24 protein-coding genes and 2 pseudogenes are annotated in these 22,951 nt (G+C 63.4%); 14 read left to right on the top strand and 12 right to left on the bottom strand.

Annotation, left to right across the window (positions count from 1 at the left end):
- Positions 1-66 precede the first annotated feature (66 nt).
- The gene (locus NLY44_RS23275) at positions 67-828 is read right to left on the bottom strand and encodes a GGDEF domain-containing protein (protein WP_023681345.1); all 762 of its coding nucleotides are present in this window, start codon (positions 826-828) and stop codon (positions 67-69) included.
- Positions 829-1,002: 174 nt separating this feature from the next.
- On the opposite strand from NLY44_RS23275, the gene NLY44_RS23270 reads away from it, so the two are divergent.
- Positions 1,003-1,722 (top strand): pyrimidine 5'-nucleotidase, encoded by a 720-nt coding sequence (locus tag NLY44_RS23270; RefSeq protein WP_023681344.1) that lies wholly within the window; start codon positions 1,003-1,005, stop codon positions 1,720-1,722.
- An 80-nt stretch (positions 1,723-1,802) separates the two neighbouring features.
- Here the strand turns inward: NLY44_RS23270 and NLY44_RS23265 are convergent, their stop codons facing one another.
- Positions 1,803-2,648 (bottom strand): LOG family protein, encoded by an 846-nt coding sequence (locus NLY44_RS23265; protein ID WP_023681343.1) that lies wholly within the window; start codon positions 2,646-2,648, stop codon positions 1,803-1,805.
- Between the two features lie 148 nt (positions 2,649-2,796).
- On the opposite strand from NLY44_RS23265, the gene dapD reads away from it, so the two are divergent.
- From dapD to NLY44_RS23250, 3 genes are read left to right on the top strand one after another with little or no spacing between them, the layout of a single operon-like run.
- The gene (gene dapD, locus NLY44_RS23260) at positions 2,797-3,651 is read left to right on the top strand and encodes a 2,3,4,5-tetrahydropyridine-2,6-dicarboxylate N-succinyltransferase (RefSeq protein ID WP_023696035.1); all 855 of its coding nucleotides are present in this window, start codon (positions 2,797-2,799) and stop codon (positions 3,649-3,651) included.
- A complete protein-coding gene (locus NLY44_RS23255) occupies positions 3,648-4,052 on the top strand; it encodes a DUF805 domain-containing protein (RefSeq protein WP_081725464.1) in 405 nt (134 codons plus the stop codon). Before dapD ends, NLY44_RS23255 begins: the two co-directional genes overlap by 4 nt.
- A gap of 21 nt (positions 4,053-4,073) precedes the next feature.
- Entirely contained in the window at positions 4,074-4,844 is a 771-nt protein-coding gene (locus NLY44_RS23250; RefSeq protein ID WP_023673220.1) for a hypothetical protein, read from the top strand.
- A gap of 66 nt (positions 4,845-4,910) precedes the next feature.
- On the opposite strand, the gene NLY44_RS23245 is transcribed toward NLY44_RS23250, so the two are convergent.
- Entirely contained in the window at positions 4,911-5,924 is a 1,014-nt protein-coding gene (locus NLY44_RS23245) for a 2-dehydropantoate 2-reductase (RefSeq protein ID WP_023744892.1), read from the bottom strand.
- Positions 5,925-6,039: 115 nt separating this feature from the next.
- Between NLY44_RS23245 and dapE the strand changes: the two genes are divergently transcribed.
- Together dapE and NLY44_RS23235 are read left to right on the top strand one after the other, a co-directional pair.
- Entirely contained in the window at positions 6,040-7,230 is a 1,191-nt protein-coding gene (dapE, locus tag NLY44_RS23240) for a succinyl-diaminopimelate desuccinylase (protein ID WP_023696037.1), read from the top strand.
- A 2-nt stretch (positions 7,231-7,232) separates the two neighbouring features.
- Entirely contained in the window at positions 7,233-7,838 is a 606-nt protein-coding gene (locus tag NLY44_RS23235; protein ID WP_023741315.1) for a hypothetical protein, read from the top strand.
- On the opposite strand, the gene truA is transcribed toward NLY44_RS23235, so the two are convergent.
- Genes truA through def form a run of 4 tightly spaced genes read right to left on the bottom strand, consistent with a single transcriptional unit; the run spans position 7,835 to position 10,591 of the window.
- Positions 7,835-8,590 (bottom strand): tRNA pseudouridine(38-40) synthase TruA, encoded by a 756-nt coding sequence (gene truA, locus NLY44_RS23230; RefSeq protein WP_023805803.1) that lies wholly within the window; start codon positions 8,588-8,590, stop codon positions 7,835-7,837. The two genes, NLY44_RS23235 and truA, sit on opposite strands and share 4 nt — an antisense overlap.
- An 11-nt stretch (positions 8,591-8,601) precedes the next feature.
- The gene (locus NLY44_RS23225) at positions 8,602-9,108 is read right to left on the bottom strand and encodes a GNAT family N-acetyltransferase (RefSeq protein ID WP_023673215.1); all 507 of its coding nucleotides are present in this window, start codon (positions 9,106-9,108) and stop codon (positions 8,602-8,604) included.
- Positions 9,105-10,055, bottom strand: coding sequence for a methionyl-tRNA formyltransferase (gene fmt / locus NLY44_RS23220; protein WP_023805804.1), 951 nt, complete (start codon positions 10,053-10,055; stop codon positions 9,105-9,107). The genes NLY44_RS23225 and fmt overlap by 4 nt, the downstream gene beginning before the upstream one ends.
- Before the next feature lie 5 nt (positions 10,056-10,060).
- Complete coding sequence (def, locus tag NLY44_RS23215) at positions 10,061-10,591, bottom strand: peptide deformylase (protein WP_023673213.1); 531 nt, start codon at positions 10,589-10,591, stop codon at positions 10,061-10,063.
- 103 nt (positions 10,592-10,694) lie between these two features.
- Between def and NLY44_RS23210 the strand changes: the two genes are divergently transcribed.
- Positions 10,695-11,948, top strand: a complete 1,254-nt coding sequence (locus NLY44_RS23210; RefSeq protein ID WP_023714471.1) for a DNA recombination protein RmuC — start codon at positions 10,695-10,697, stop codon at positions 11,946-11,948.
- 100 nt (positions 11,949-12,048) lie between these two features.
- Here the strand turns inward: NLY44_RS23210 and NLY44_RS23205 are convergent, their stop codons facing one another.
- From NLY44_RS23205 to NLY44_RS23190, 4 genes and pseudogenes are all read right to left on the bottom strand, one after another.
- Positions 12,049-12,855: a class I SAM-dependent methyltransferase gene (locus NLY44_RS23205; RefSeq protein WP_023714470.1), complete on the bottom strand. Its 807-nt coding sequence runs from the start codon at positions 12,853-12,855 to the stop codon at positions 12,049-12,051.
- Between the two features lie 81 nt (positions 12,856-12,936).
- A complete protein-coding gene (locus NLY44_RS23200; protein WP_023673210.1) occupies positions 12,937-13,341 on the bottom strand; it encodes a GFA family protein in 405 nt (134 codons plus the stop codon).
- Positions 13,342-13,418: 77 nt separating this feature from the next.
- A pseudogene (locus tag NLY44_RS23195) lies at positions 13,419-14,371 on the bottom strand (cation diffusion facilitator family transporter).
- 112 nt (positions 14,372-14,483) lie between these two features.
- A complete protein-coding gene (locus NLY44_RS23190) occupies positions 14,484-15,293 on the bottom strand; it encodes a transglutaminase-like domain-containing protein (RefSeq protein WP_023687480.1) in 810 nt (269 codons plus the stop codon).
- 174 nt (positions 15,294-15,467) lie between these two features.
- On the opposite strand from NLY44_RS23190, the gene NLY44_RS23185 reads away from it, so the two are divergent.
- Both NLY44_RS23185 and sugE read left to right on the top strand, forming a co-directional pair.
- The gene (locus NLY44_RS23185; protein WP_286455276.1) at positions 15,468-15,692 is read left to right on the top strand and encodes a hypothetical protein; all 225 of its coding nucleotides are present in this window, start codon (positions 15,468-15,470) and stop codon (positions 15,690-15,692) included.
- 145 nt (positions 15,693-15,837) lie between these two features.
- Positions 15,838-16,152 carry a quaternary ammonium compound efflux SMR transporter SugE gene (sugE, locus tag NLY44_RS23180; RefSeq protein WP_023681326.1) on the top strand — a complete coding sequence of 105 codons (315 nt, stop codon included), beginning with the start codon at positions 15,838-15,840 and terminating at the stop codon, positions 16,150-16,152.
- An 85-nt stretch (positions 16,153-16,237) separates the two neighbouring features.
- Here sugE and NLY44_RS23175 read toward each other — a convergent pair whose 3' ends face one another.
- On the bottom strand, positions 16,238-16,666 hold the full coding sequence (locus NLY44_RS23175) for a DUF6481 family protein (RefSeq protein WP_023673205.1): 429 nt from the start codon (positions 16,664-16,666) through the stop codon (positions 16,238-16,240).
- A 234-nt stretch (positions 16,667-16,900) separates the two neighbouring features.
- Between NLY44_RS23175 and NLY44_RS23170 the strand changes: the two genes are divergently transcribed.
- From NLY44_RS23170 to dnaK, 5 genes and pseudogenes are all read left to right on the top strand, one after another.
- A complete protein-coding gene (locus NLY44_RS23170) occupies positions 16,901-17,962 on the top strand; it encodes an LLM class flavin-dependent oxidoreductase (protein WP_023673204.1) in 1,062 nt (353 codons plus the stop codon).
- Between the two features lie 110 nt (positions 17,963-18,072).
- Entirely contained in the window at positions 18,073-19,242 is a 1,170-nt protein-coding gene (locus NLY44_RS23165) for an AI-2E family transporter (protein ID WP_023673203.1), read from the top strand.
- Between the two features lie 27 nt (positions 19,243-19,269).
- On the top strand, positions 19,270-19,524 hold the full coding sequence (locus NLY44_RS33010) for an arylamine N-acetyltransferase (protein ID WP_353654468.1): 255 nt from the start codon (positions 19,270-19,272) through the stop codon (positions 19,522-19,524).
- A 22-nt stretch (positions 19,525-19,546) separates the two neighbouring features.
- Positions 19,547-20,545, top strand: a complete 999-nt coding sequence (locus NLY44_RS23155; RefSeq protein ID WP_023805805.1) for an LLM class flavin-dependent oxidoreductase — start codon at positions 19,547-19,549, stop codon at positions 20,543-20,545.
- A gap of 369 nt (positions 20,546-20,914) precedes the next feature.
- Positions 20,915-22,830: pseudogene (dnaK, locus tag NLY44_RS23150) on the top strand (molecular chaperone DnaK).
- The last annotated feature ends 121 nt before the right edge of the window (positions 22,831-22,951 follow it).

Raw genomic sequence — 22,951 nt, 5'->3', positions numbered from 1 at the left:
CCCGGTAAACGGCGCAGTTGCGTGGAAACAATGTTGGCGAACCGTTAACAGCCCCACCACCAACACCTAGGCAGCTTCGGAAATGTCCCGGTCGAGGATCGACAAATTGCGGCCGCGGTGCTTGGCCTCGTAGAGCCGGCGGTCGGCGGCGCGCATCAGGTCCGAGACATCGGCATCTTGCGCACAGGTGATGCCGCCGATCGAGACGGTCAGCGGCACCGTGCGCTCGTCGACCGGACGAAAGCGGACCAGCTCGACTTCACGGCGGATGCGCTCGGCCACGCGCCGGGCTTCGGCTTCCGTAGCGCCGACCAGGAAGGCGCCGAACTCCTCACCGCCAATGCGGCCGAGCACGTCGCCGCTGCGGACGCCGCGCTCGATGGCGCTGGCGATCAACACCAGTGCGTCATCGCCGGTCAGATGGCCGAAACTGTCGTTGATCGCCTTGAAATGGTCGGCGTCGATGATCAGCAGCGCGCCGCGATCGGATTTGCGCCGCGAGCCGTCCAACGCGGCAAAGAAGCTCTCGCGGTTGAGCATGCCGGTCATGTCGTCGCGGCTCGCCTTCGCCGACAGGCGCCGATGCGCGGCGGCGAGCTGGGCATGCGCGCGGGCGAGATCGCGATGCGCGTTTTTCAGTCGGTCGCTCTGCCAGAAGGTGCTGGCGCAGGCGATCCAGGCGAGCGCCAGCGGGCACACCGTCGATGTCAGCCAGACAGTGCGGTCGACCGGAAAACCCATGGCGGGAACGATGATCAGCGTCAGCAAAAGCGAGATGGCTACCGAGCCGAATGCGACCGCGGCGGACTTTAAGACTATGCGACTCATCGCTGGCTCCCACTGAACCGTCTCTGTGCCAGCAAGCCCTGAAGGCCACCTTTCCGTGATGGCTAAAATTTGAATGGTGAGCCCATTTTTACAACTCTAGATGCACATAGGTTGTGGATAAGCTCTACATCAGAAAGGGGTTCGAACGGCAGATATTTCATGCCATAACACGCCATGACCACGCTGCCCGATCCCGCCCGCTTCGCCCATGTCACCGACTGGGTGTTCGACCTCGACAACACGCTTTATCCGCACCATTCGAATCTGTTTTCGCAGATCGACGTCAAGATGACGGCCTATGTCGGAGAACTGCTCACGCTGCCGCGCGAGGAAGCGCGCAAGCTGCAGAAGGAACTCTATCAGGAATATGGCACGACGCTGAACGGGCTGATGACGCGTCACGGCATCGACCCCGACGACTTTCTCGAAAAGGTGCATGATATCGACTATTCGTGGCTGGTGCCGGATCCGGTGCTGGGCACCGCTATCCGCCAGCTGCCCGGCCGCAAGTTCATCTTCACCAATGGCGACCGCAGGCACGCCGAGCGCACCGCGCGCCAGCTCGGCATACTCGACCATTTCGACGACATTTTTGATATCGTCGCCGCCGGGCTGACGCCGAAGCCGTCGCGGCAGACCTATGAGAAGTTTGCCGAACTGCACGCCGTCACCGGACACAATGCGGTGATGTTCGAGGATCTCGCCCGCAACCTCGAGGTGCCGAAATCACTGGGCATGACCACGGTGCTGGTGGTGCCGCGCAATTTCGAGCCGACCTTTGCCGAGATCTGGGAGCGCGATCCGGCCAATGAGGACGACGTCGATTTCGTCACCGACGATCTCGCGACGTTTCTGACGGGGATAGTGGAGGGGGTAGAGGAATTGAGGAGCTGAAGAATTGAAGAACTGGTGAAAGGGAGACCGATCCGGACCTCCTTTTCCTCAATTCTTCAGTTCTTCAATTCCCGGTTCCCCTACTCCCCCAACTTGTAGAAGCGGCTGATGATCCCCCAGGCCTCGTCGGCGGTGTCGACAAAGTCGATGATATCCTGGTCGCCGGGCGTGATGGTGCCTTGTTCGGCCAGGAAATCGAGGTCGATCGCGCGCTGCCAGAACGCCTTGCCGAACAGGATCACCGGCACGCGCTCCATGCGGCCGGTCTGGATCAGCGTCAGCGTCTCGAAGAATTCGTCCATGGTGCCGAAGCCGCCCGGAAACACCGCGACGGCCTTGGCGCGCATGACGAAATGCATCTTGCGGATGGCGAAATAGTGGAAGTTGAAGCACAGCTCCGGGGTCACATAGGCGTTCGGCGCCTGCTCGTGTGGCAGGACGATGTTGAGGCCGATCGACGGCGCGCCGACATCGTCGGCGCCGCGATTTCCCGCCTCCATCACGCCTGGGCCGCCACCGGTGACGACGACGAATTCGCGGTAGTAGGACGTGGCCGATTGCTGTGAGCAGAGGCGGGCGAATTTGCGCGCCTCCTCGTAGTATTTGCTGTTTTCCTCGAGGTTTTTCTTCTGCGTCTCGTTCTTGGCGGCCCAGGCCTCGCCGCCGGGCTCGGGAATACGCGCGCCGCCGAACAGGATGACCGTCGAGCGGATGCCGCGCTCGGCCAGGATCATTTCGGGCTTCAAGAGCTCAAGCTGCAAGCGCACAGCGCGCAATTCCCGGCGCGTCATGAAGTCGGGATCGTTCCAGGCCAGCCGGTAGGTTTCGGCGCGAGTCTGCGGCGTGTCGGGCACGCTTTTCGACCGCTCCAGATCCTCGTCCGAATGCGGCAGCGGCGTCCATCCCGCCTTTTCCATAGGAGTCATATGCTTTCTACCCGTCCCAACAGTTCACTTGCGCCGTCCCATGGCGCACCCGCGATTGACCCCCAATACGCCTTAACATAGGGTCCGCGCGACTTTCAAAACAAGGTTAAGGCCGACGGCCTTAACAGCGTGGTAACGGAGCGAATTCATGTCGAAGCCTGATCTGGCCAGCCTCGAAAAGACCATCGAGAAGGCCTTCGAGGAGCGCGACACGATTTCGACCGCGACCCGTGGCGAAACGCGCGACGCCATCCAGTCCTCACTCGACCTGCTCGACCGTGGCACCGTGCGGGTCGCCGAGCGCCAGCCGGATGGCAAATGGCATGTCAACCAGTGGCTGAAGAAGGCGGTGCTGCTCTCCTTCCGGCTCTATCCGATGGAGATCATCAAGGGCGGCCCCGGGCAGGCGGTCTGGTGGGACAAGGTGGCGTCGAAGTTCGACGGCTGGAGCGCGGTCGACTTCGAGAAGGCAGGCTTCCGCGCCGTGCCGTCTTCGATCGTGCGCCGTTCTGCCTATGTCGCGCCGGGCGCGGTGCTGATGCCGTCCTTCGTCAATGTCGGCGCCTATGTTGACAGCGGCACCATGGTCGACACCTGGGCCTCGGTCGGCTCCTGCGCCCAGATCGGCAAGAATGTGCACCTCTCGGGCGGCGTCGGCATCGGCGGGGTGCTGGAGCCGATGCAGGCCGGCCCGACCATCATCGAGGACAATTGCTTCATCGGCGCGCGCTCCGAAGTGGTCGAGGGCTGCATCGTGCGCGAAGGCTCGGTGCTCGGAATGGGTGTGTTCATCGGCCAGTCGACCAAGATCGTCGACCGCGCCACCGGCGAAGTGTTTTATGGCGAGGTGCCGCCGAATTCGGTCGTCGTCGCCGGCTCGATGCCGGGCAAGGCCTTTCCGAACAACGAGCCGGGCCCTGGCCTCTACTGCGCCGTCATCGTCAAGCGCGTCGATGCCAAGACCCGGTCGAAAACCTCGATCAACGAACTGCTGCGTGATTGATCCTGTCCGAGCAACCAGAGCGCTCCAGATTGCCCAACACACCACCACTTCCCTGGCTTTTCTTCAGCCTCTCAGGGCGCGTCAGCCCAAGTGCCTACGTGCTCGCCGGGCTGCTGCTGGTGCTTGCACAGTTTTTCCCGCTCTACCAGTTGTCGAGACTGGAACCCGGCACCGCAACCAGCCAGAACTGGGCACTTGTGTTCTGGGTCGTTTTGCTGATCTCGACATGGTCGAGCTTTGCGGTAACCGCAAAGCGGTTTCATGATTTCGGCAAGCCGACTTATTACGCGTTGATCTCTCTTATCATCGGCCCCATTCTTCTCATCGTTCTAGCGTGTTTCCGCGGTGACCCCGGTCCGAACCGCTACGGCAAACGCAGCAACGCGCCGGCTGAACCATGAGCGCCGACCGGATATCTCGCCATGCGCTACCGCACGCTTGATCCGAAACTGATCATCGACACCGCCGAGCGGCTGGAAGAGCGCGTCGCCGAGCGTTTTCCCGATGCCGGCCTACGCGGCGTCGCCGCCGAACTGGTGTCGCTATCGCGCGACCTGGCCAAGGCGGCGCAGGCGCTCGAAGCGCCGATCTGGTGGCTGCGCGGCGCCATCGTCGCCGCTGTTGCCGCCGGCGCGCTGATCTTCCTATTCGTCGGCACCATCCTGCCGCTCATCCATATCTCGCAGGCCGACGATGCGGTGCAGTCGGTGCAAGGCATCGAAGCCACGATCAACATGATGATCCTTGCCGTGCTCGGCCTGCTGGCGCTGATCCGCACCGAGGAGCGCATCAAGCGCAAGCGGGTGTTTCGCCAGCTGCATGGGTTGAGATCGCTGATCCATGTCATCGACATGCACCAGCTGACCAAGGATCCGGCAGCATTGTCCGCCAATTTCAGGCCGACCGCGCATTCGCCGGCTCGCATCACCAATGCCGCCGACCTTGCGCGCTACCTCGACTATTGCTCGGAAATGCTGTCGATCACCGGCAAGATCGCGGCGCTGTTTGCGCAGTCCGTCAATGACGATGTGGTCATCGACGGCGTCAACGACGTCGAGAACCTGGCGTCCAACCTGTCGCGCAAGATCTGGCAGAAGATCACGCTGATCGAGAACCACCCGGCGGCGCAGCCCGTGCCGGCGCCAGGCCCGGCGAGCAAAGCGCCGGCTCCGAGGCGCGCACCAAAGCTGTGACGCGGCGGGCCCACGCGCCTGTTTTCGGGCTATGCGGGCCAAGGCCCGCGGCTCGCGGCAAGTAGACTATCCAGTGACGGCTTCCGGCGTCAGCCCGGGTGAGCCGCGCTTTTCCCGCTCGGCCTGCTGCACCAGCGCGGTGACCCGCTTCAGCAGAGGCGCCGGCGTGCCGGCCTTTTCGGCGAGGCTCAGGACGGCCCCCTGCAGGTCACCGATCTCGGTCGGCCGACCGCGCTGGAGGTCGTCCCACATGGACGAGCGCGCCTGCGGGTCGATGGCGAGCATGCGGCGGGCGACCAGCCGGAACAGCCAGTCCGGCAGCCGGAGCAGCTTCGACAGCAGGCCGGGACGCAAGCCGCCGATCCGCGCCGGCGCGATATGTAACGCCTTCATCGCCGCCAGGGCCTCGTCGATCTGACCGGCCAGGATCCGCCGCCAGCGGCGGTCGGCAAGTTCGCTCGCCAGCGGCAGGCCGGACAAGGCGACAAGCGCGTTGTTGAGGTTGATCAGCAGCTTGCCCCACTGAACGGCTTTCATGTCGGGATGGGTTTCCACGCCAAGCCCTTCGACATCGAGAAGGCCGGCAAGGCCGGTCACGCCATCTTCGATCATGACCTTGCCGTCGCTGGCGCGATGCACGTGAAGCGGCAAATTGCCTATGGCCGACTGGACGACATTGAACGGCACCATGCCGGCGAGTACAGTCCGGCCACCGAGCACGGCGCGTAACCGGTCGGCATTGCCGACGCCGTTCTGCAGGCTGACCACCACGACATCGCCGCGCGCATGTCCGGCAACAAGCGACGCCATCTCCTCGGTAGCGCCGTTCTTGACCGTCACCAGCACCACGTCGGCGCTGGCGAGGGCAGCGGCGGGATCGGTGGTGACGGACTCCGGCCGGATGGATCGGTCGCGACCATCGAGATCGGTGATGCGCAGGCCACCGCCCAGCAAGGCCGTCGCTATGTCTGGCCGCGCCAAAAACACCACCTTGCGTCCGGCCAGCGCCAGGCAACCGCCGACATAGCAGCCGATGCTGCCGGCGCCGGCAATGACGATGGTCTTTTCGGCGTTGGCCATGCGATTATCTCGTGTTGGCCTGCACTATACGACAGGAAAACCATAATGTCGGCGGCAGGATCGGTCATCATCTCTGGCCGTGACAGGCCTTTCGCTTTCGACTATCGCTTTGCCCATGAAACTGCCGACCGATCCCGCCGCCAACCTCGCGACCCTCATACGCTGCGCCTCCGTAACGCCCGCCGAGGGCGGCGCGCTGGCTGCCCTGGAAGGCATGCTGAAGCCGCTCGGCTTTTCCGTCGAACGCCCTGTGTTTTCCGAAGACGGCACCCCCGACATCGAGAACCTCTACGCGCGTCGCTCCGGCAACGGGCCGCATCTGATGTTTGCCGGCCATACCGACGTGGTGCCGGCGGGCGACGAGGCGTCGTGGACGCATCCGCCCTTCGCCGCCGAGATCGCCAAGGGCGAGATGTATGGCCGCGGCGCCGTCGACATGAAGGGCGGCATCGCCTGTTTCATCGCCGCCGTGGCGCGCCATGTCGAGAAAAAGGGTGGTCCGAAAGGCTCGGTCTCGCTGCTGATTACCGGCGACGAGGAGGGGCCGGCGATCAACGGGACGACAAAACTGCTCGACTGGGCGGCGGCCAAGGGCGAGAGATGGGACGCCGCGATCGTTGGCGAGCCGACCAATCCGGACACGCTCGGCGACATGATCAAGATCGGCCGGCGTGGCTCGATGTCGGGCAGTGTCACGGTCAACGGCCGCCAGGGCCATGTCGCCTATCCATTGCTCGCCGACAATCCGGTGCGCGGCCTGATCAGCCTGGTCGACGCCTTGCTGTCGCCCGTCTTCGACAAGGGCACGAAGGATTTTCAGCCGACCAATCTGGAAGTGACCTCGATCGATGTCGGCAACCCGGCGACCAATGTTATTCCGGCCAAGGCGACAGCCACCTTCAACATCCGCTTCAACGACACATGGACTGCCGAGACGGTGCAGGCCGAGATCCATAACCGCCTCGACCAGGCGGCGAAGCGCAAGAAATACCGGACCGGCAAGACGCCGGTCGACTACGAGCTGATCTGGCGCGACCGGCCGAGCCATGTCTTCCTGACGCGCGACGACAAGCTGATCGAGACGCTGCGCGGCTCGATCAAGGCGACGGTCGGCAAGGAGCCGGCGCTGTCCACCTCGGGCGGAACCTCGGATGCGCGTTTCATCAAGGACTATTGCCCGGTGGTCGAGTTCGGCCTGGTCGGCAAGACCATGCACATGGTCGACGAGCGCGTCGCACTGGCCGACCTCGAGACGCTGACCCAAATCTACCAGCGCTTCATCGATGACTGGTTCGAGCAGGGCTGATCATGCTTTCGGTTGACGAGACCTCTTCATCGCTTAACGGCGCCTGGCGGCTGATGCTCGGGAAGGCCGACGGCTTGCGGCTGCTCGACCTGTCGGCGGACGGCTTCTGGAATTCCTTCTTCGCCATCGTCGTCGCCGCGCCGGCGATGATCGTCGGCTGGGTCGGCACGGCCAACGAGATCGGCGATCCCAATGCGTTCGCCGGCCGGCTGGGCATGTTGATTCGCCTGGCGACCGTCGACCTCGGCTCGTGGCTGCTGCCCCTGGTTGTGCTTGCCCTGGTCGCATCGCGCGCCGGCATCGGCGACCGCTTCGTCCACTATGTCGTCGCCAGCAACTGGGCGTCGGCGATCACCGCCTGGATGCTGCTGCCTTCAGCGCTGATCAGGCTTTTCCTGCCGTCCGGCAACCCGGTTGCCGAATTGGTGTGGCTGGTTCTGGTGGTGCTGTCGCTGGTACTCTCCTGGCGGATGACCAACGCCGCGATCGGAAAGGGCGCGGCTGTCGGCAGTGCCGTGTTCGCAGGCATGTTGGTGGTGTCTCTAGCCGTCTTGTTCGCCCTGGTGGCGCTGCTCGGCATCACGGTGCCGACCGCCGCTCCGGCTTAGAACTTTTCCGCATAGTCTACACCGACGAGAAAAAGCCCGTCGGGCGGCGCCACCTGGCCGCAGGCGGCGCGGTTTTTCGCAGCGAGCGCGGCCTTGAGGTCCGCGGCGGTCCAGCCGCCGTCGCCGACGCGTTTCAGCGAACCGACCATGGAGCGCACCTGGTTGTGCAGGAAAGAGCGCGCCGAGGCCCTGACTTCGATCAGGTCGCCCTGGCGGCTTACATCGAGCCGCTCCAGCGTCCGCACCGGACTGTTGGCCTGGCATTGCGTCGAGCGGAAGGTGGTAAAGTCATGTCGGCCGAGCAGGACTTTCGCCGCTTCGTGCATGGCGTCCGCATCGAGCCGCTTCGGCACCCACCAGACCTTGCCCTTTTCCATCGCTGCAGGCGCGCGCCGGTTGAGGATGCGGTAGAGATAGTGGCGTCCGGTGGCCGAGAAACGGGCGTCGAACTCATTGGGGACAACCGTGGCCTGCAGGATGGCGATGCGCGCGCCTGCCGCCTGCAGGTGCGCGTTGACGGCGTCGCGCACCTTGTCGTTTGGCCATGCCTTGGCGAGGTCGACATGCGCCACCTGGGCGGTCGCATGCACGCCGGCGTCGGTGCGGCCGGCGGCGCGTATCCGCACCGCCTCACCGCAAAATTTCTCGATCGCCTGCTCTATCGCCTGCTGCACCGAAGGCTGATCCGCCTGGTGTTGCCAGCCGGCGAAGAGGCTGCCGTCATATTCGATATCGAGACGAAAACGCGGCATACACCCTTCGTTCAGGCGGCGAGTGCGGTAAAGGCCTGGGCGTAGACCAGTTTGCCTTTTTCGGGTGCGTCACCCCAGGCCAGCGCCTGCAGCGCTTCGCCCTGATATTCGCTCTCGAACTTTTCGGCGCGCGCATGGCTGTAGCCGAAGCGGCCGTAATAGGCCGGATCGCCCAACACAACGGCGAGCGTCTCGCCGCCATCCCTGAGGCGGATATGCGCTTCGCGGATCAGCGCACCGCCAATGCCCGAGCCGTGGAACGAAGGTTCCACCGCCAACGGCGCCAGCGCCACGGCTGCGAACTGCTTGCCGCCGTTCTGGACGAACAGCCTGGAAAACAGGATGTGGCCGACCACCTGGCCGTCTTCTTCCGCCACCAGTTCGACAACGGCGTCGCCGCCGGTGACCAGAGCGTCGACCAGCCCGGCCTCCGCCTGCTGGCCGAATGCGTGTTCCTCGACCAGGCGTATGGCCTCGCGGTCCCGCGGCGTCGCGCCGCGTATCGACATCATGCTCATGAGAACTTCATTCCTTTTTCGATCTTGGCCCCGCGCAGAAACTCCTGCGCGGCAGCAGGCTTTCCGCCCGCCCGTTGAACTTCGACCAGCCTGACCGCGCCCGACCCGCAGGCGACCGTCAGCCGGTCATCGAGAATTCCTCCCGACTCGCCCATGCTTTCAGAAAGCGTGCCTTCCAAAAGCGTCGAGCGAAGCAGTTTCAGCCGTTCCGTGCGGCCGCCGATGTCGGCCTCGCACCAGGCGCCCGGGAATGGCGACAGGCCGCGAATGTGATTGTGGACCTCCGCAGCCGGGCGCGTCCAGTCCACACGTGTCTCCGACTTATCGATTTTCCTGGCGTAGGTCACCCTGTCAGCCGCCTGCAAAGTCGATGCCAGGGTATTTGTCTCCAATCGGGACAGCGCTTCCACCATCAGCGTGGCAGCAATATTCATCAAGCGGTCGTGCAGATCGCCGGCCGTCATGTCGGGCTCTATGGCGCATTTTTCAACCAGTGCCACCGGACCGGTGTCCAGGCCCTCTTCCATGCGCATCACCATCATGCCGGTTTCGACGTCGCCGGCCATAATGGCGCGCTGGATGGGAGCTGCACCACGCCAACGCGGCAAAAGCGAGGCGTGGCCGTTGAGGCAGCCGAGGCGCGGAGCCTCCAGAATACCCTTCGGCAACAGCAAACCATACGCGACGACGACCGCGACATCGGCACGCAACGCATGGAAAGCAGCTTGCTCGGCCTCGCCCTTCAGCGACAGCGGCGTGCGCACTTCGATGCCCAGCCGCTCAGCCTCGCGCTGCACCGGCGACGGTGTCAGCTCCAGCCCGCGGCGGCCCGCGGCGCGCGGCGGCTGGGTGTAGACGGCTGCTATCTCGTGCCCGGCCTCGGCAATCGCGCGCAGCACCGGCACCGAAAACTCCGGCGTGCCCATGAAGATGACGCGAAGCGGCATCTTCCCTATCCCACCAGCTTGCCCGGCGCCTTGTCCTTGGCGAGCTTCTTGAACTTCTTGACCACCATGTCGCGCTTCAGCTTCGAGATGTGGTCGATGAACAGCACACCGTTGAGATGGTCGATCTCGTGCTGCAGGCAGGTCGCCATCAGGCCTTCGGCCTCGATCTCCTGCAGCTTGCCGTCGCGGTCGAGATATTTCACGCGCACCGAGGCGGGACGCTCGACCTCGGCGTAATAGTCCGGGATCGACAGGCAGCCTTCCTCGTAGACCGAGCGAGCGTCGGCGCTTTCGAGGATTTCGGGATTGATGAAGACATGCGGCGCCGGCGGCTCGTCTTCCTTGGCGAGGTCGATGACCAGCATGCGCAGCGGCTCGCCGATCTGGATTGCGGCCAAGCCGATGCCCGGCGCATCATACATCGTCGCCAGCATGTCGTCGGCCAGTTTGCGCAAAGGCGCGTCGACACGTTCGACCGGTTTGGAAACCTGGCGCAGGATAGGATCGGGAAGGATGATGAGCGGCTTGATCGACATGGCGCCTCACCTAAAACGTCGCAGGAGAAGCGTCAACCGGTGCGAATCGGTCTCGTTCACGTTTTGATCTGTGCCAGGTCTGCGAATCGGCTATGCTGGCGGGATGAACGACCTGAGCACCATCCTTTCCGAACCCGTTGCCCGGCTTGGCGCCACGACGATCACGCTCGGCCATGCACTGGCCCTCGGCGCGCTGGTGTTTCTCGGCCTGTTCCTGGCGCTTGTCGTGGCGCTGTGGCGATCGGCCAAGGCGCGCACCATCGCCGCGGCGGAAGCCGCCGACCACGCCCGCGACGCCGAGGCGCGGATGGCCGGCATTTTGCAAAGCCAGGCCGAGATGCAGGGCCGCATGGGCGCCATCGCCGACGTGTTCGGCGCAAGGCAGGCCGAACTCAACCAGTCGATCGGCCAGCGCCTCGACGCCATGACCGGCAGGCTCGGTCAAACCATGACCGAACAGACCAAATCGACGCATGAGAGCCTCGCCAAACTGCAGGAACGGCTGGCGGTCATCGACACCGCGCAAGGCAACATTCAGTCGCTGGCCGGCCAGGTCGTGCAATTGCAGGCGATCCTGTCCAACAAGCAGACGCGCGGCGCCTTCGGCCAGTCGCGCATGGAGGCGATCGTCGCCGACGGCCTTCCGATGGGCGCCTACGAGTTCCAGGCAACACTGTCAAACGGCAGCCGTCCCGACTGCCTGGTCAGGATGCCGAACGGTGCGCCGCAGCTTGCCATCGACGCCAAGTTTCCGCTGGAAGCCTGGAACGCCATCCGCGCCGCCGATGGCGCCGAACAACAGAAGATCGCGGCCCAGGCTTTCCGCCGCGACATCGAAATTCACGTCCGCGATATCTCGGAAAAATACCTGATCCAGGGCGAGACGCAGGACACCGCCTTCATGTTCGTGCCGTCCGAATCGGTGTTCGCCGAAATCCACGAGAATTTCGACGCCGTGGTCCAGAAGGCGCACCGGGCGCGTGTCATCATCGTCTCGCCGTCGCTTTTGATGCTGTCGATCCAGGTCATCCAGGCCATCCTCAAGGACGCCCGCATGCGCGAACAGGCGCATCTGATCCAGGGCGAGGTGATCCGGCTGATGGAGGACGTCGCGCGCGTCGACGAACGCGTGCGCCGGTTGCAGACGCATTTTGGCCAGTCGGCCAAGGATATCGACGAGATACTGGTGTCGACGTCGAAGGTCACCAAGCGCGGCCAAAAGATCGAAGCGCTGGAGTTTGGCGAAAACGAAGCCGAAGTGCGCGGTGGCGGACCCGCCAAGGCCGAAGCCGGGGTGCGGGTGGCGGATTCCAAGACGGGGCAGCTCAGGCTACGTGTCGTCGAAGGCGACGATTAAAGTGCGTCGCGCTGAAACGGATTCATACGACGCGCTTTAAGTCTTTGTTTTGATGAATGTCGTTGTCCCAGAACCGCGGCTCACTTCTGGGCAACATGCATTAGACCGTAGCCACCATCACGTGCGCCTGGATCTTGGCCGCAACCTCGCCGCTGCCGTGTCTGGCTGCAATCACGGACGCAGCGTGATCGGTTGCGGCTTCCAGTTTTCCTCTGGCCTCGATTTCGTTGCGAAGCGGAGTTCCCTGGCAATAGGCAACCGCCGGAAGGCGCGGCGAGGAGGCACGGCTTTGTTCGGCCCTCGTGTCGATCACCACACGGGAGAAACCTGCGACTTCCAACTCGCCGCGGATCAATGCAGTGTCATTGTAGCCGTGCGGCGTGCGGGCGAGAAAGCGGGGCGGATCGTTCGGAAAAATCTCCGCAAGAGCATTCGTCACATCATTGGCGAATACATTCTCTTCGATGCGATCCCACACGTTGAACAGGAAATGGCCGCCGGTCTTCAGGACCCGCTTTGCTTCGCGATAGCCGGCGGCTCGGTCGGGAAAGAACATCGCGCCGAACTGACAGCAAACGAGATCGAAAGCCGCATCTTCGAACGGCAGCGCCAGAGCATCCGCCTGACGCCATTGTATGCGACTGTCGGGAGCTTGTCGCGAGGCCGCGTAGTCGAGCATAGGCTGGTTGAGGTCGGTCACGACATAGCTTGCGCCAGGGGACAGTTTTGGCGCCAATGCGCGGGTAACAACGCCGGTGCCGGCGGCGACTTCCAGGACGGCGCCGGGCGACAAGGACGCTGCCCGTCGTGCCAAATCCGCGGCGAACGGCTCGAAGATCAGCGGCACCATGTAGCGGTCGTAGTTTTCCGGAATCGAGCCGGCAAACACTTTGTCCGTTTCCGACATTGCTATCCCCCGCCATCCGTTTGATGGCTAGCCTAGCACATTATTGGCTGGTTTGGGCCGCGTTTAACCGGGAGGCAGGTGCTACTGCGCCTCTACGATGCTTACGCCCTCGAATTCCGGAAGCCAGTGCAGGGCCGATCGGTGCCATTTCTGTTGGGTCGGAACGAGATCCTCGCGTTGCCGCGCGGTCCCCGCCCTGATCCCATAGACCTTCGGCCCGTCGCCAACCGACGTTGCGTAAAGATGCGAACCGCAGTCGCCGCAGAACGCCTGGGCACGCTTGGCGCCGCTCGATCCCGTCTTGATATAGACCTTCGGTGTGCCCTTGGTGATCCTGTAATGATCCTCAGGCGCGGGAACAGTGACACGAAAGGCGGTGCCGGTCAGTTGCTGGCAGTCGGTGCAATGACAGATAGAGGTCTTTTCCGGGTCGACGTCTGCTTCATAAGTTATGGCGCCGCAATGGCACCCACCATCGATTTTCATGGTTGATTCTCCGAAATCCGTCGGGTGATCTTAGCGGGACCAGGCGATGGGGCCAACGGTGCACTGCTGGTCCAGAACTAGTCCGACGCCGCCTCGACCTGCTTGCGCCGGTGCTCCCACGTTCCGGTCGTCTGCGGCTTGACGAACAGTCTGGTGATCTCCGGCATTTCTTTTTCAAGAGCGCCTCGATGCGCTCGACACAGGCTTCGATCTCAGGCGCCGTCAGATGGTCCTCGAATTCGATGCTCAGCCCAGCGACGATCTGTTGCGGGCCGAGATGGACGGTGAGAACGCCGTTGGCCCGCTGCACCGCCGGATCCTGCTGGGCGATGGCCAGCACCTTGGCCTGCACTTCCGCCGAGGCCGGCTCACCGATGAGCAATCCCTTGCTTTCGCGCGCCAGAAAGATGGCGGTGGCGCCGAGGATCATCGCGATGCCGATCGAGGCGACGCCGTCGAGTTCGGGCATGTCGAGGAGTTCGGCCGCCAATATGCCGGCGAAGGCGACGAAGAGACCGAGCAGGGCGGCGCTGTCCTCGAACAGGATCGTGTAGACGCTCGGATCCTTGCTCGATTGCACGGCCTGCAGCCAGCCTTGCTTGCCCTTCTGCTGGCGGAACTCCTTCAGCGCCACGTACCAGGAGCTGCCCTCGAACAGCATCGAGAGGCCAAGCACGATGTAGTTGATTTTGGGATTGGCGACCGGCTCAGGCGCCATGATGTGGACGACGCCTTCATAGAAGGACACGCCGGCGCCGAGCGCAAAGACGAGCAGGGCGACAATGAAGCTCCAGAAATACAGCTCGCGGCCATGGCCGAGCGGATGCGTGCGGTCCGGCGGACGGGCGGCGCGGTGCATGCCGTAGAGCAGCAGCCCGCCATTGCCGGTATCCACCAGCGAGTGCACGCCTTCCGACAGCATCGCCGAGCTGCCGGTGAAGAAGGCGGCGACGAATTTGGTCACAGCAATAGCTAAATTACCGGCGAGCGCCGCGTAGATGACCGTCTTCGACCCGCCATGCGCTGCCATGCTGTCCCTCCAAGGCGCCCAATGTAACGGCCTGCCGCCGAGCTCCACAGGCATCACAACGCACGAATCGCCTGGTCGTTCAGGTTGAAGGCCAGCTTGCGGAAAGACGCCCCTATTCGATGATCTCGTCCGTCCACACCTTGAAACCAGCCAGCGTGCCCGGTCCGAAGATGTGGGTCAGCGGCACGTCGGCGGCGTCGCGACCCGACGCGATCAGGATGCGGCCGATGCGTGGCGAATTGTTGCGCGGGTCAAAGACATGCCAGCGGCCACCGAGATAGACCTCCATCCAGGCTGCGAAATCCATGCTCGCCCACGGTTTGGGCAGGCCGATGTCGCTGATGTAGCCGGTGCAGTAGCGGGTCGGGATGTTTAGCGCACGGCAAAAGGTGACGGCGAGGTGGGCAAAGTCACGGCAGACGCCGCTTTGCTCGCGATAGGCTTCCGCCGCGGTGCGGGTCGGCCGCGCATTGCCGTAGCTGAAGACGATGTGGTTGTGGACGAAGTCGCAGACCGCCTGGACGCGCGCAATGCCAAGCGGCGTATGCCCGAACAGCCGCCAGGCTTCGCTGGCCAGCAGATCGCTCTCGCAAAAGCGGCTGGGCAACAGGAACAGCAATGTGTCCGACGGCAGGTCGCGCACCTCATGCTGCCAGGCCATCAGGTCGCCCATCTCGAAGGTACCGGGGTCGCGGATTACCGAATCGGTGCCGAAGGTGAAGCGTCCGGGCGGGGCGACGAAACGGTTGCACCAATTGCCGAAACTGTCGCGGTAGCTCTGGATCGGCACCGGCGGGTTGGAGGTCAGGAAATCCGGGCGCTCGAGATCGGAGGCCCTGGAGTAGTGGACGTTGAGCATCGCGATGAGCGGCGTTTCCTGCGGAAAATCGAAACTCATCTCGCTGCCGATGCGGATTCGCATTGTCGTCCTGACCGCACTTCCTGATCATCGCCGGGCGAAGGCATGGCCGATGCTGCAGTGCGAAGGCGACCATGGCACGGACCGGAATGGTTTACGAGCAAATTAGAAACCGGTTGAAAGCGGCCCGCCGGCGCCGGCGACGGACGCCCGCCCCCTTGCAGTCCGGCGTTTCTCTTGTTTCACTTGGCCTCCCAGCAACTGGAGGAACGAATCATGGCTAAAGGTGCGATGAAGGCGGGCAAGGAAGCTCGCAAGCCGAAAAAAGACGCCAAGAAGCCCGCAGCGGCTCCGGCACTCAAGGCGCCGCCCGTCAAGGCGATGAGGCTCAAGGAAAGTAAGCCCGCCTCGGAAGATCTTGGACGGTTGAAATCCGGACAACCGTTTCGGCGCAGATTTTGACACCGGCGGCATGAACGATGCGGCCGGTGTTTTTGTTGATCGCACCGGCGCAGCCGCTTATACCGAAGCGGCGAGGACGACCTCGCGCCTTTCTCAAAAGTCCGGCCGGGACGCCCCGCCATCCTCATGGAAGGAGTGCATCCCGATGTCGTGGATTTTTCTGTTCTTCGCTGGTCTGTTCGAAATCGGCTGGGCGATCGGCCTCAAATACACTGACGGCTTCTCGAAGCCGCTGCCGACGGTGCTCACTGTCGCCTCGATGATCATCAGCCTCGGGTTGCTCGGCCTGGCGCTCAAGACGCTGCCTGTCGGGACGGCCTATGCGGTGTGGACCGGCATCGGCACGGTCGGCACGGCGCTGCTTGGCATCTGGCTGCTGGGCGAGCCGGCGACGGCCATCCGGCTCGCCTGCATTGCGCTCATCGTCTGCGGCATTATGGGGCTGAAGCTCGCCGCCTGAGCAAAGCAACCAAGGAAATCGACGCACAAACACATTCAGGGCCGCTGGAAGGCGACCCTGATGTCCGATCGTTTCGATCGAAGCGTTAGCGGGCGGAGAAGCCCGGAGGCGTCCTGCCGGTACGCTGCTTGCGGGCCGCATAGCGTGCGTCGCGCTTGGCCTTGCGTTCGGCTTCGTCGGCCAGCAAACGGGCAATGCGCTCGTTTTCTTCGGCTTCCTTGATCTTCGCTTCAGCCTGCGCTGCCTCTTCGGCCGCAATACGCGCCGCTTCGGCTGCTGCCTCGCGCTCGGCCTTCTCGACCGCCTCGCGTGCCAGCTTTTCCTGCTTCAGCCTGGCCTTTTCGGCCTCGCGTATCTCGCGAGCCTCAAGAATCGCCTTGCGTTCGGCTTGTTTGGCCAGAACCGCAGGATCATCAGCCGCCGGCTTTGACTTGAAGCGCTCCAGAAGCGCCTTCTTTGCCTCGTTCGCGGCATTGCGCCGCTCGAAAATGTCTTTTTCCCTGTAGATAGCCAAGTCCACTTCCCTGAAGTCAATTCGCGACGCTTACATACGCGCGAAAACCGAGAGTTCAAGCGCCAAAACGGTATGCCAGCCATGAAAGTTTATGCTGTTGCAGCCGGGAGACGCGTTTTCCCTGAAACAAAGCCGGCCGAAACCGACATGCACTGTTCACCATCCGCCCCTCTGGCGGCCGGGGCGGCTCGCCGCTACCTCTAGCGGCAAATCAGAACATTTGGATGACATGCCATGGAACTCGGTCTCTACACTTTCGCCGACGTCAGCCCGGAGCCCGGCCCCGGCGCGATCGGCCCGCATCAGCGACTGCGCAATCTGATCGAGGAGGTCGAGCTGGCCGACCAGGTCGGCCTCGACGTCTTTGGTCTGGGCGAACATCACCGCCCCGACTATGCCGCGTCCGCGCCGGTGGTGGCGCTGGCCGCTGCCGCCGAACGCACCAAGCGCATCAAGCTGACCAGCGCGGTCACCGTGCTGTCCTCCGACGATCCGGTGCGCGTCTTCCAGCAGTTCGCAACGCTCGACCTTTTGTCGGACGGCCGGGCCGAGATCATGGCCGGGCGCGGCTCGTTCATCGAATCCTTCCCGCTGTTCGGCTACAATCTCGAGGACTATGACGAGCTGTTCGCCGAAAAGCTCGATTTGCTGCTGGCCATCCGCGATAATGTAAATGTCACCTGGTCCGGCAATCTGCGCGCGCCCATCAACGACCGCGGCGTCTATCCGCGGCCGCTGCAGGACAAATTGCCGATCTGGATCGCAATAGGTGGAACGCCGCAATCTGCGGCGCGCGCGGGCGTGCTCGGCCTGCCGCTGGCGCTGGCCATCATCGGCGGTGAGCCGGCGCGGTTTGCACCGCTGTTCGACATTTATCGCGATGCCGCCAGGCGGGCCGGTACCGACCCCTCGGGCCTTGCCACCAGCATCAATGTGCACGGCTTCATCGCCGGGACCACTGAACAGGCGGCCGACGATTTCTACGGCCCGCAGGCCGAAGTGATGAACCGCATCGGCCGCGAGCGCGGCTGGGGCCCGACCTCGCGGGCGCATTTCGATCAGTCGCGTGGTCCGAACGGCGCGCTGTTCGTCGGTAATCCGGAGCAGGTGGCGGAAAAGATCGTCGCCCAGCACAAGATCTTCAACAATGACCGCTTCCTGCTGCAGATGGCGATCGGCGCCATGCCGCACGCCAAGATCATGAAGGCGATCGAACTGTACGGCACCAAGGTGGCGCCGATCGTGCGCAAGGAGACCGCCAAGCCCGGCGTCGCCGTCGCAGCGCCAGCCGCCTGAGCGACGGGCGGCCCGGATTGAGGGCCTTGCCGGCTAACGGAACCTTGGGCTTGCAGAGGCGTTTCCGTCAGGGGAATGCACCAATTGCGGTGCGCCGCTGAGGGAAAATCATGAAAGCCGAACCCGCCGCTTTGGGTGCTGGCCTTGCCGAAACCGAAGAGGCGAGAGTTGTGGCGCGTGCCGACACGCATCTGATGCGTTCGCTGCTCATCGGGATCTTCCTGTTCATGGCCATCTACGCGCTGTATTTCGCGCGTGCTTTCTTCATGCCGGTCATCCTCGCCTTCCTGCTGACGCTGACGCTGACACCAATCGTGCGCTTCCTGCGCAAGCGCGGCATTCCGGAAGTGGTTTCGGCGACAATGTTGGTCGTGCTGTCGATCTGCGTCTTCGGCGTTGCCGGCTATCTGCTCAGCGGCCCGGTCATCGACCTTCTCAACAACACCTCGTCGATCGGCCAACAACTTACCGAACGGCTGGCGCAATTACGGCGTCCGCTCGAGAGGATCATGCAGATCTCGCATCAGATCGAACAGATGACGGAGACCTCGCAGGAGCCGGGCATCCAGAAGGTGGCGATGGCACAGTCCGGCGTCCTGTCGGCCGCCGCCAGCAACGTCCTGTCGGCGGGGACAAGCCTGACCATCATCTTCGTGCTGTCGCTGTTCCTGCTGGCGTCAGGCACGATGTTCTATGAGAAGATCATCCAGTCCTTCGCCAGCCTCAGTGAGAAGAAGCGGGCCTTGCGCGTCGTCTATGACGTCGAGCGCGAAATCTCGCATTATCTGCTCACCGTCACCGTCATCAATGCCGGTCTCGGCGCGGTTATCGGCCTTGGCCTGTGGGCGCTCGGCATGCCCAACCCGCTCGTCTGGGGAACGATGGCGGCGCTGCTCAACTTCCTGCCCTATGTCGGCGCGCTGATCACCATCGTGCTGGTCAGCGTCATTGCGATGATCAGCTTCGACTCGATCACCTACGCCCTTTTGGCGCCGGGCTTCGTGCTTTTGTGCGACATCGTCGAAGGCCAGTTCGTTACGCCGATGGTTGTCGGCCGACGCCTCGAGATCAACGCCGTGGCGATCTTCATCGCCATCGCCTTCTGGTCCTGGCTTTGGGGCTTTGTCGGCGCGCTGATGGCGGTGCCGCTGCTGGTCGTCGTCAAAGTGTTCTGCGATCATTTCGATGGCCTCAGCCATGTCGGCAATTTTCTCGCCGCACAGCAGACGGCCGTGGTGGAGGAGGAAGCGGCCGAAGAGAACGGCAAGGCCGCGGCATAAGCTTGCCGCGCCCGTCCATCATCTCGCATTTGTTGTCTTCAGGCGGAGTGCCTATATCGAGCCGGTCAAGCCGGACCCTGCGATGAACGATGCCTCCTTCGACCTCGATTCCTATTTCGACCGCATTGGCTATCGCGGTCCGATGCGTCGGTCGACACGCTGAGCGCGCTGCATCGCCAGCATCCGCAGGCGATCCCGTTCGAGAATCTGGACCCGTTGCTTGGCGCCAGCTCGACATCGTCATTCCCGACCGCGCCTTCGAAACCAGGGGCAGGCAGTTGAACATCGTAAAGGCTTGAGGCCCATGACCGCACTTTCCGTTCTCGACCTGTCGCCGATCGTCGAAGGCAGCGACGCCTCGCAATCGCTGGCAAATTCGCTCGACCTGGCCCTCCATGCCGAGCGGCTCGGCTACAGGCGCTACTGGCTGGCCGAGCACCACAACATGCCGGGCATCGCCAGCGCGGCGACCGCCGTGGTCATCGCCCATGTCGCCGGCGGCACCAAGACCATCCGCGTCGGCGCCGGTGGCATCATGCTGCCCAACCATGCGCCGCTGGTGATTGCCGAGCAGTTCGGCACGCTGGCGGCACTGCACCCCGGCCGCATCGACCTCGGCCTCGGCCGCGCGCCCGGCACCGATATGGGAACAGCGCGCGCGCTGCGCCGCAATCTCGAGGCGTCAGACAATTTCCCCCAGGATGTCGTCGAGCTGATGGGCTATTTCCAGCCGGCCGCGGAAGGCCAGCGTATCCACGCCGTGCCCGGCGAAGGCCAGAAGGTGCCGGTCTGGATCCTCGGTTCCAGCCTCTATGGCGCGCAGCTCGCCGCCATGCTCGGCCTGCCCTATGCCTTCGCCTCGCATTTCGCGCCGGCCGAACTCGACCATGCGCTGGAGATCTACCGTTCGCGCTTCCAGCCTTCGGAACAGCTGGACAAGCCCTATGTCATGCTCGGCCTCAACGTTTTCGCCGCACCAACCGACTCCGAGGCCAAACTGCTGTTCACCTCGCTCCAGCAGGCCTTCGTCAATCTGCGCACCGGGCGGGCCGGCCGCCTGCCGCCGCCGGTCGAGGGCTATGACCAGACGCTCGAGCCGATGGCAAAAACCATGATTTCGCAGGCGCTGTCCTGCGCCGTCGTCGGCTCTCCCGAAACCGTCCGGCAAGGCATAGACGCGTTCGTGCGCCGCACCGGCGCAGACGAGCTGATGGTGACCGCGCAGATCTTCGACCATGCGGCACGCGTGCGCTCGTTCGAAATCCTGGCCGAGGCGCATAAATCGCTGTCGCAGGCCGCGTGACGCTTTTGCCTGTGTCTGCTTGGCAGGCGCCTTCCTCAGCCAGGAGCCGCCTCTCTCACGCATAGGTGACGTTTTCTTGTGGTTTCGAAGCCCTGACTGGGCGCTTCGCCGGGGGATCGGGCAGATCCTGGGGTTTTGAGCGCGGTTTGAGCACATCCGGGCCGCCGGGCGGCTGTTCAAAGGCGCCAAGCGCGGCGCGGTGGATGCCATGCGCAGAATGCTTGCGCCCGATGCCGCCTGTTCTTATATACGCGCCAAGCCGCCCAGTGCCGGAATGCCGGTTGCCGGAGCGGAATTTCTTGTGAACAGGGGCTTTCGTCGGAACGCCTTACGGGTCCTGAGAGCCTGCTTAGCGGAGAGACTAGAAAAATGGCAAAAGTAATCGGTATCGATCTCGGCACCACCAACTCCTGCATCGCCATCATGGATGGCAAGGAGCCCAAGGTCATTGAAATGCGGAAGGCGCGCGCACGACGCCTTCCATCGTCGCCATCTCGGGCGACGGCGAACGTCTCGTCGGCCAGCCGGCCAAGCGCCAGGCGGTCACCAATCCTGAAAACACCATCTTTGCGGTCAAGCGCCTGATCGGCCGCCGCTATGACGACCCGGTGACGGAGAAGGACAAGAAGCTTGTCCCCTACAAGATCGTCAAGGGTGACAATGGCGATGCCTGGGTCGAGGCCGGCGGCAAGAAGCAGTCGCCCAGCCAGATCTCGGCCATGATCCTGCAGAAGATGAAGGAAACGGCGGAGGCCTATCTCGGCGAGAAGGTCGAGAAGGCGGTCATCACCGTTCCGGCCTATTTCAATGACGCCCAGCGCCAGGCCACCAAGGACGCCGGCAAGATCGCCGGCCTTGAGGTGCTGCGCATCATCAACGAGCCGACGGCTGCAGCACTTGCCTACGGCCTCGACAAGAAGGATGGCAAGACCATTGCCGTCTATGACCTTGGCGGCGGCACGTTCGACATTTCGGTGCTCGAAATCGGCGACGGCGTGTTCGAAGTGAAGTCGACCAATGGCGACACCTTCCTCGGCGGCGAGGATTTCGACATGCGTCTCGTCGAATATCTGGCGGCCGAGTTCAAGAAGGAACAGGGCATCGACCTGAAGAACGACAAGCTTGCGCTGCAGCGCCTCAAGGAGGCGGCTGAAAAGGCCAAAATTGAGCTGTCGTCGACGACGCAGACCGAAATCAACCTGCCCTTCATCACCGCCGACGCGACCGGCCCCAAGCACCTGACGCTGAAGCTGACCCGCGCCAAGTTCGAGCAGCTGGTCGACGATCTCGTCCAGCGCACCATCGAGCCCTGCAAGGCGGCGCTCAAGGATGCCGGGCTGAAGGCTGGCGAGATCGACGAAGTGGTCCTGGTCGGCGGCATGACCCGCATGCCCAAGATCCAGGAGATCGTGAAGCAGTTCTTCGGCAAGGAGCCGCACAAGGGCGTCAACCCGGATGAAGTCGTCGCTTTGGGCGCCGCCATCCAGGCCGGCGTGCTGCAGGGCGACGTGAAGGACGTGCTGCTGCTCGACGTGACGCCGCTGTCGCTCGGCATCGAGACGCTGGGTGGCGTGTTTACCCGCCTGATCGAACGCAACACGACGATCCCGACCAAGAAGAGCCAGGTGTTCTCGACCGCTGAAGACAGTCAGTCGGCCGTGACCATCCGCGTCTTCCAGGGCGAGCGTGAAATGGCTGCCGACAACAAGGCGCTCGGCCAGTTCGACCTGGTCGGCATTCCGCCGGCGCCGCGCGGCGTGCCGCAGATCGAGGTCACTTTCGACATCGACGCCAACGGCATCGTCAACGTTTCGGCCAAGGACAAGGGCACCGGCAAGGAGCACCAGATCCGCATCCAGGCCTCTGGTGGCCTTTCGGACGCCGACATCGAGAAGATGGTCAAGGACGCCGAAGCCAATGCCGAGACCGACAAGCAGCGGCGTGCTTTGGTCGAGGCCCGCAACCAGGCCGAGGCGCTGGTGCACTCCTCCGAGAAGTCGCTGAAGGAATATGGCGACAAGGTTTCGGAAACCGAGCGCACGGCGATATCGGAGGCTATCACGGCGCTGAAGGCTGCTGCCGAAGGCGACGATGCCGCCGACATCGAGGCCAAGTCGCAGACGCTTGCCGAAGCATCCATGAAGCTCGGCCAGGCCATGTACGAAGCTTCGCAGAAGGAAGCGGCGGAAGCCGACGCCAAGGCGGACGCGGCCAAGGATAGCGATGTGGTCGACGCCGATTTCGAGGAAATCGACGAAAACGACGAGAAGAAGAAGTCGGCCTGACCGGTTGACGGCAAATAAAGCGAAAAGCCCGGCGCAAAGCCGGGCTTTTTTGCAACCCTCGCTGAAAAAGTGCGGGCCTTGCCGAAAAAGTCACTGAAAAACACAGGCACAAGCGCGCCGG

This window comes from Mesorhizobium sp. C089B, assembly GCF_030323125.1.
Classification (GTDB): Bacteria; Pseudomonadota; Alphaproteobacteria; order Rhizobiales; family Rhizobiaceae; genus Mesorhizobium.
The sequence above is the reverse complement of the archived record's forward strand: the minus strand, read 5'-3'. Positions and strand labels throughout refer to the sequence as shown.

Bases quoted from the DNA above. Each gene is read 5' to 3' on its own strand.
- NLY44_RS23245 (WP_023744892.1), bottom strand. From the start codon at position 5,924: ATGGCCAACGCCGAAAAGACCATCGTCATTGCCGGCGCCGGCAGCATC.
- NLY44_RS23190 (WP_023687480.1), bottom strand. From the start codon at position 15,293: ATGCGAATCCGCATCGGCAGCGAGATGAGTTTCGATTTTCCGCAGGAA.
- NLY44_RS23235 (WP_023741315.1), top strand. From the start codon at position 7,233: ATGCTTTCGGTTGACGAGACCTCTTCATCGCTTAACGGCGCCTGGCGG.
- NLY44_RS23250 (WP_023673220.1), top strand. From the start codon at position 4,074: ATGCGCTACCGCACGCTTGATCCGAAACTGATCATCGACACCGCCGAG.
- fmt (WP_023805804.1), bottom strand. From the start codon at position 10,055: ATGCCGCTTCGCGTCATCTTCATGGGCACGCCGGAGTTTTCGGTGCCG.
- NLY44_RS23200 (WP_023673210.1), bottom strand. From the start codon at position 13,341: ATGAAAATCGATGGTGGGTGCCATTGCGGCGCCATAACTTATGAAGCA.
- NLY44_RS23210 (WP_023714471.1), top strand. From the start codon at position 10,695: ATGAACGACCTGAGCACCATCCTTTCCGAACCCGTTGCCCGGCTTGGC.
- NLY44_RS23265 (WP_023681343.1), bottom strand. From the start codon at position 2,648: ATGACTCCTATGGAAAAGGCGGGATGGACGCCGCTGCCGCATTCGGAC.
- NLY44_RS23275 (WP_023681345.1), bottom strand. From the start codon at position 828: ATGAGTCGCATAGTCTTAAAGTCCGCCGCGGTCGCATTCGGCTCGGTA.
- NLY44_RS23165 (WP_023673203.1), top strand. From the start codon at position 18,073: ATGAAAGCCGAACCCGCCGCTTTGGGTGCTGGCCTTGCCGAAACCGAA.
- sugE (WP_023681326.1), top strand. From the start codon at position 15,838: ATGTCGTGGATTTTTCTGTTCTTCGCTGGTCTGTTCGAAATCGGCTGG.
- NLY44_RS23225 (WP_023673215.1), bottom strand. From the start codon at position 9,108: ATGAGCATGATGTCGATACGCGGCGCGACGCCGCGGGACCGCGAGGCC.
- dapD (WP_023696035.1), top strand. From the start codon at position 2,797: ATGTCGAAGCCTGATCTGGCCAGCCTCGAAAAGACCATCGAGAAGGCC.
- def (WP_023673213.1), bottom strand. From the start codon at position 10,591: ATGTCGATCAAGCCGCTCATCATCCTTCCCGATCCTATCCTGCGCCAG.
- NLY44_RS23205 (WP_023714470.1), bottom strand. From the start codon at position 12,855: ATGTCGGAAACGGACAAAGTGTTTGCCGGCTCGATTCCGGAAAACTAC.
- truA (WP_023805803.1), bottom strand. From the start codon at position 8,590: ATGCCGCGTTTTCGTCTCGATATCGAATATGACGGCAGCCTCTTCGCC.
- NLY44_RS23155 (WP_023805805.1), top strand. From the start codon at position 19,547: ATGACCGCACTTTCCGTTCTCGACCTGTCGCCGATCGTCGAAGGCAGC.
- NLY44_RS23270 (WP_023681344.1), top strand. From the start codon at position 1,003: ATGACCACGCTGCCCGATCCCGCCCGCTTCGCCCATGTCACCGACTGG.
- dapE (WP_023696037.1), top strand. From the start codon at position 6,040: ATGAAACTGCCGACCGATCCCGCCGCCAACCTCGCGACCCTCATACGC.
- NLY44_RS23170 (WP_023673204.1), top strand. From the start codon at position 16,901: ATGGAACTCGGTCTCTACACTTTCGCCGACGTCAGCCCGGAGCCCGGC.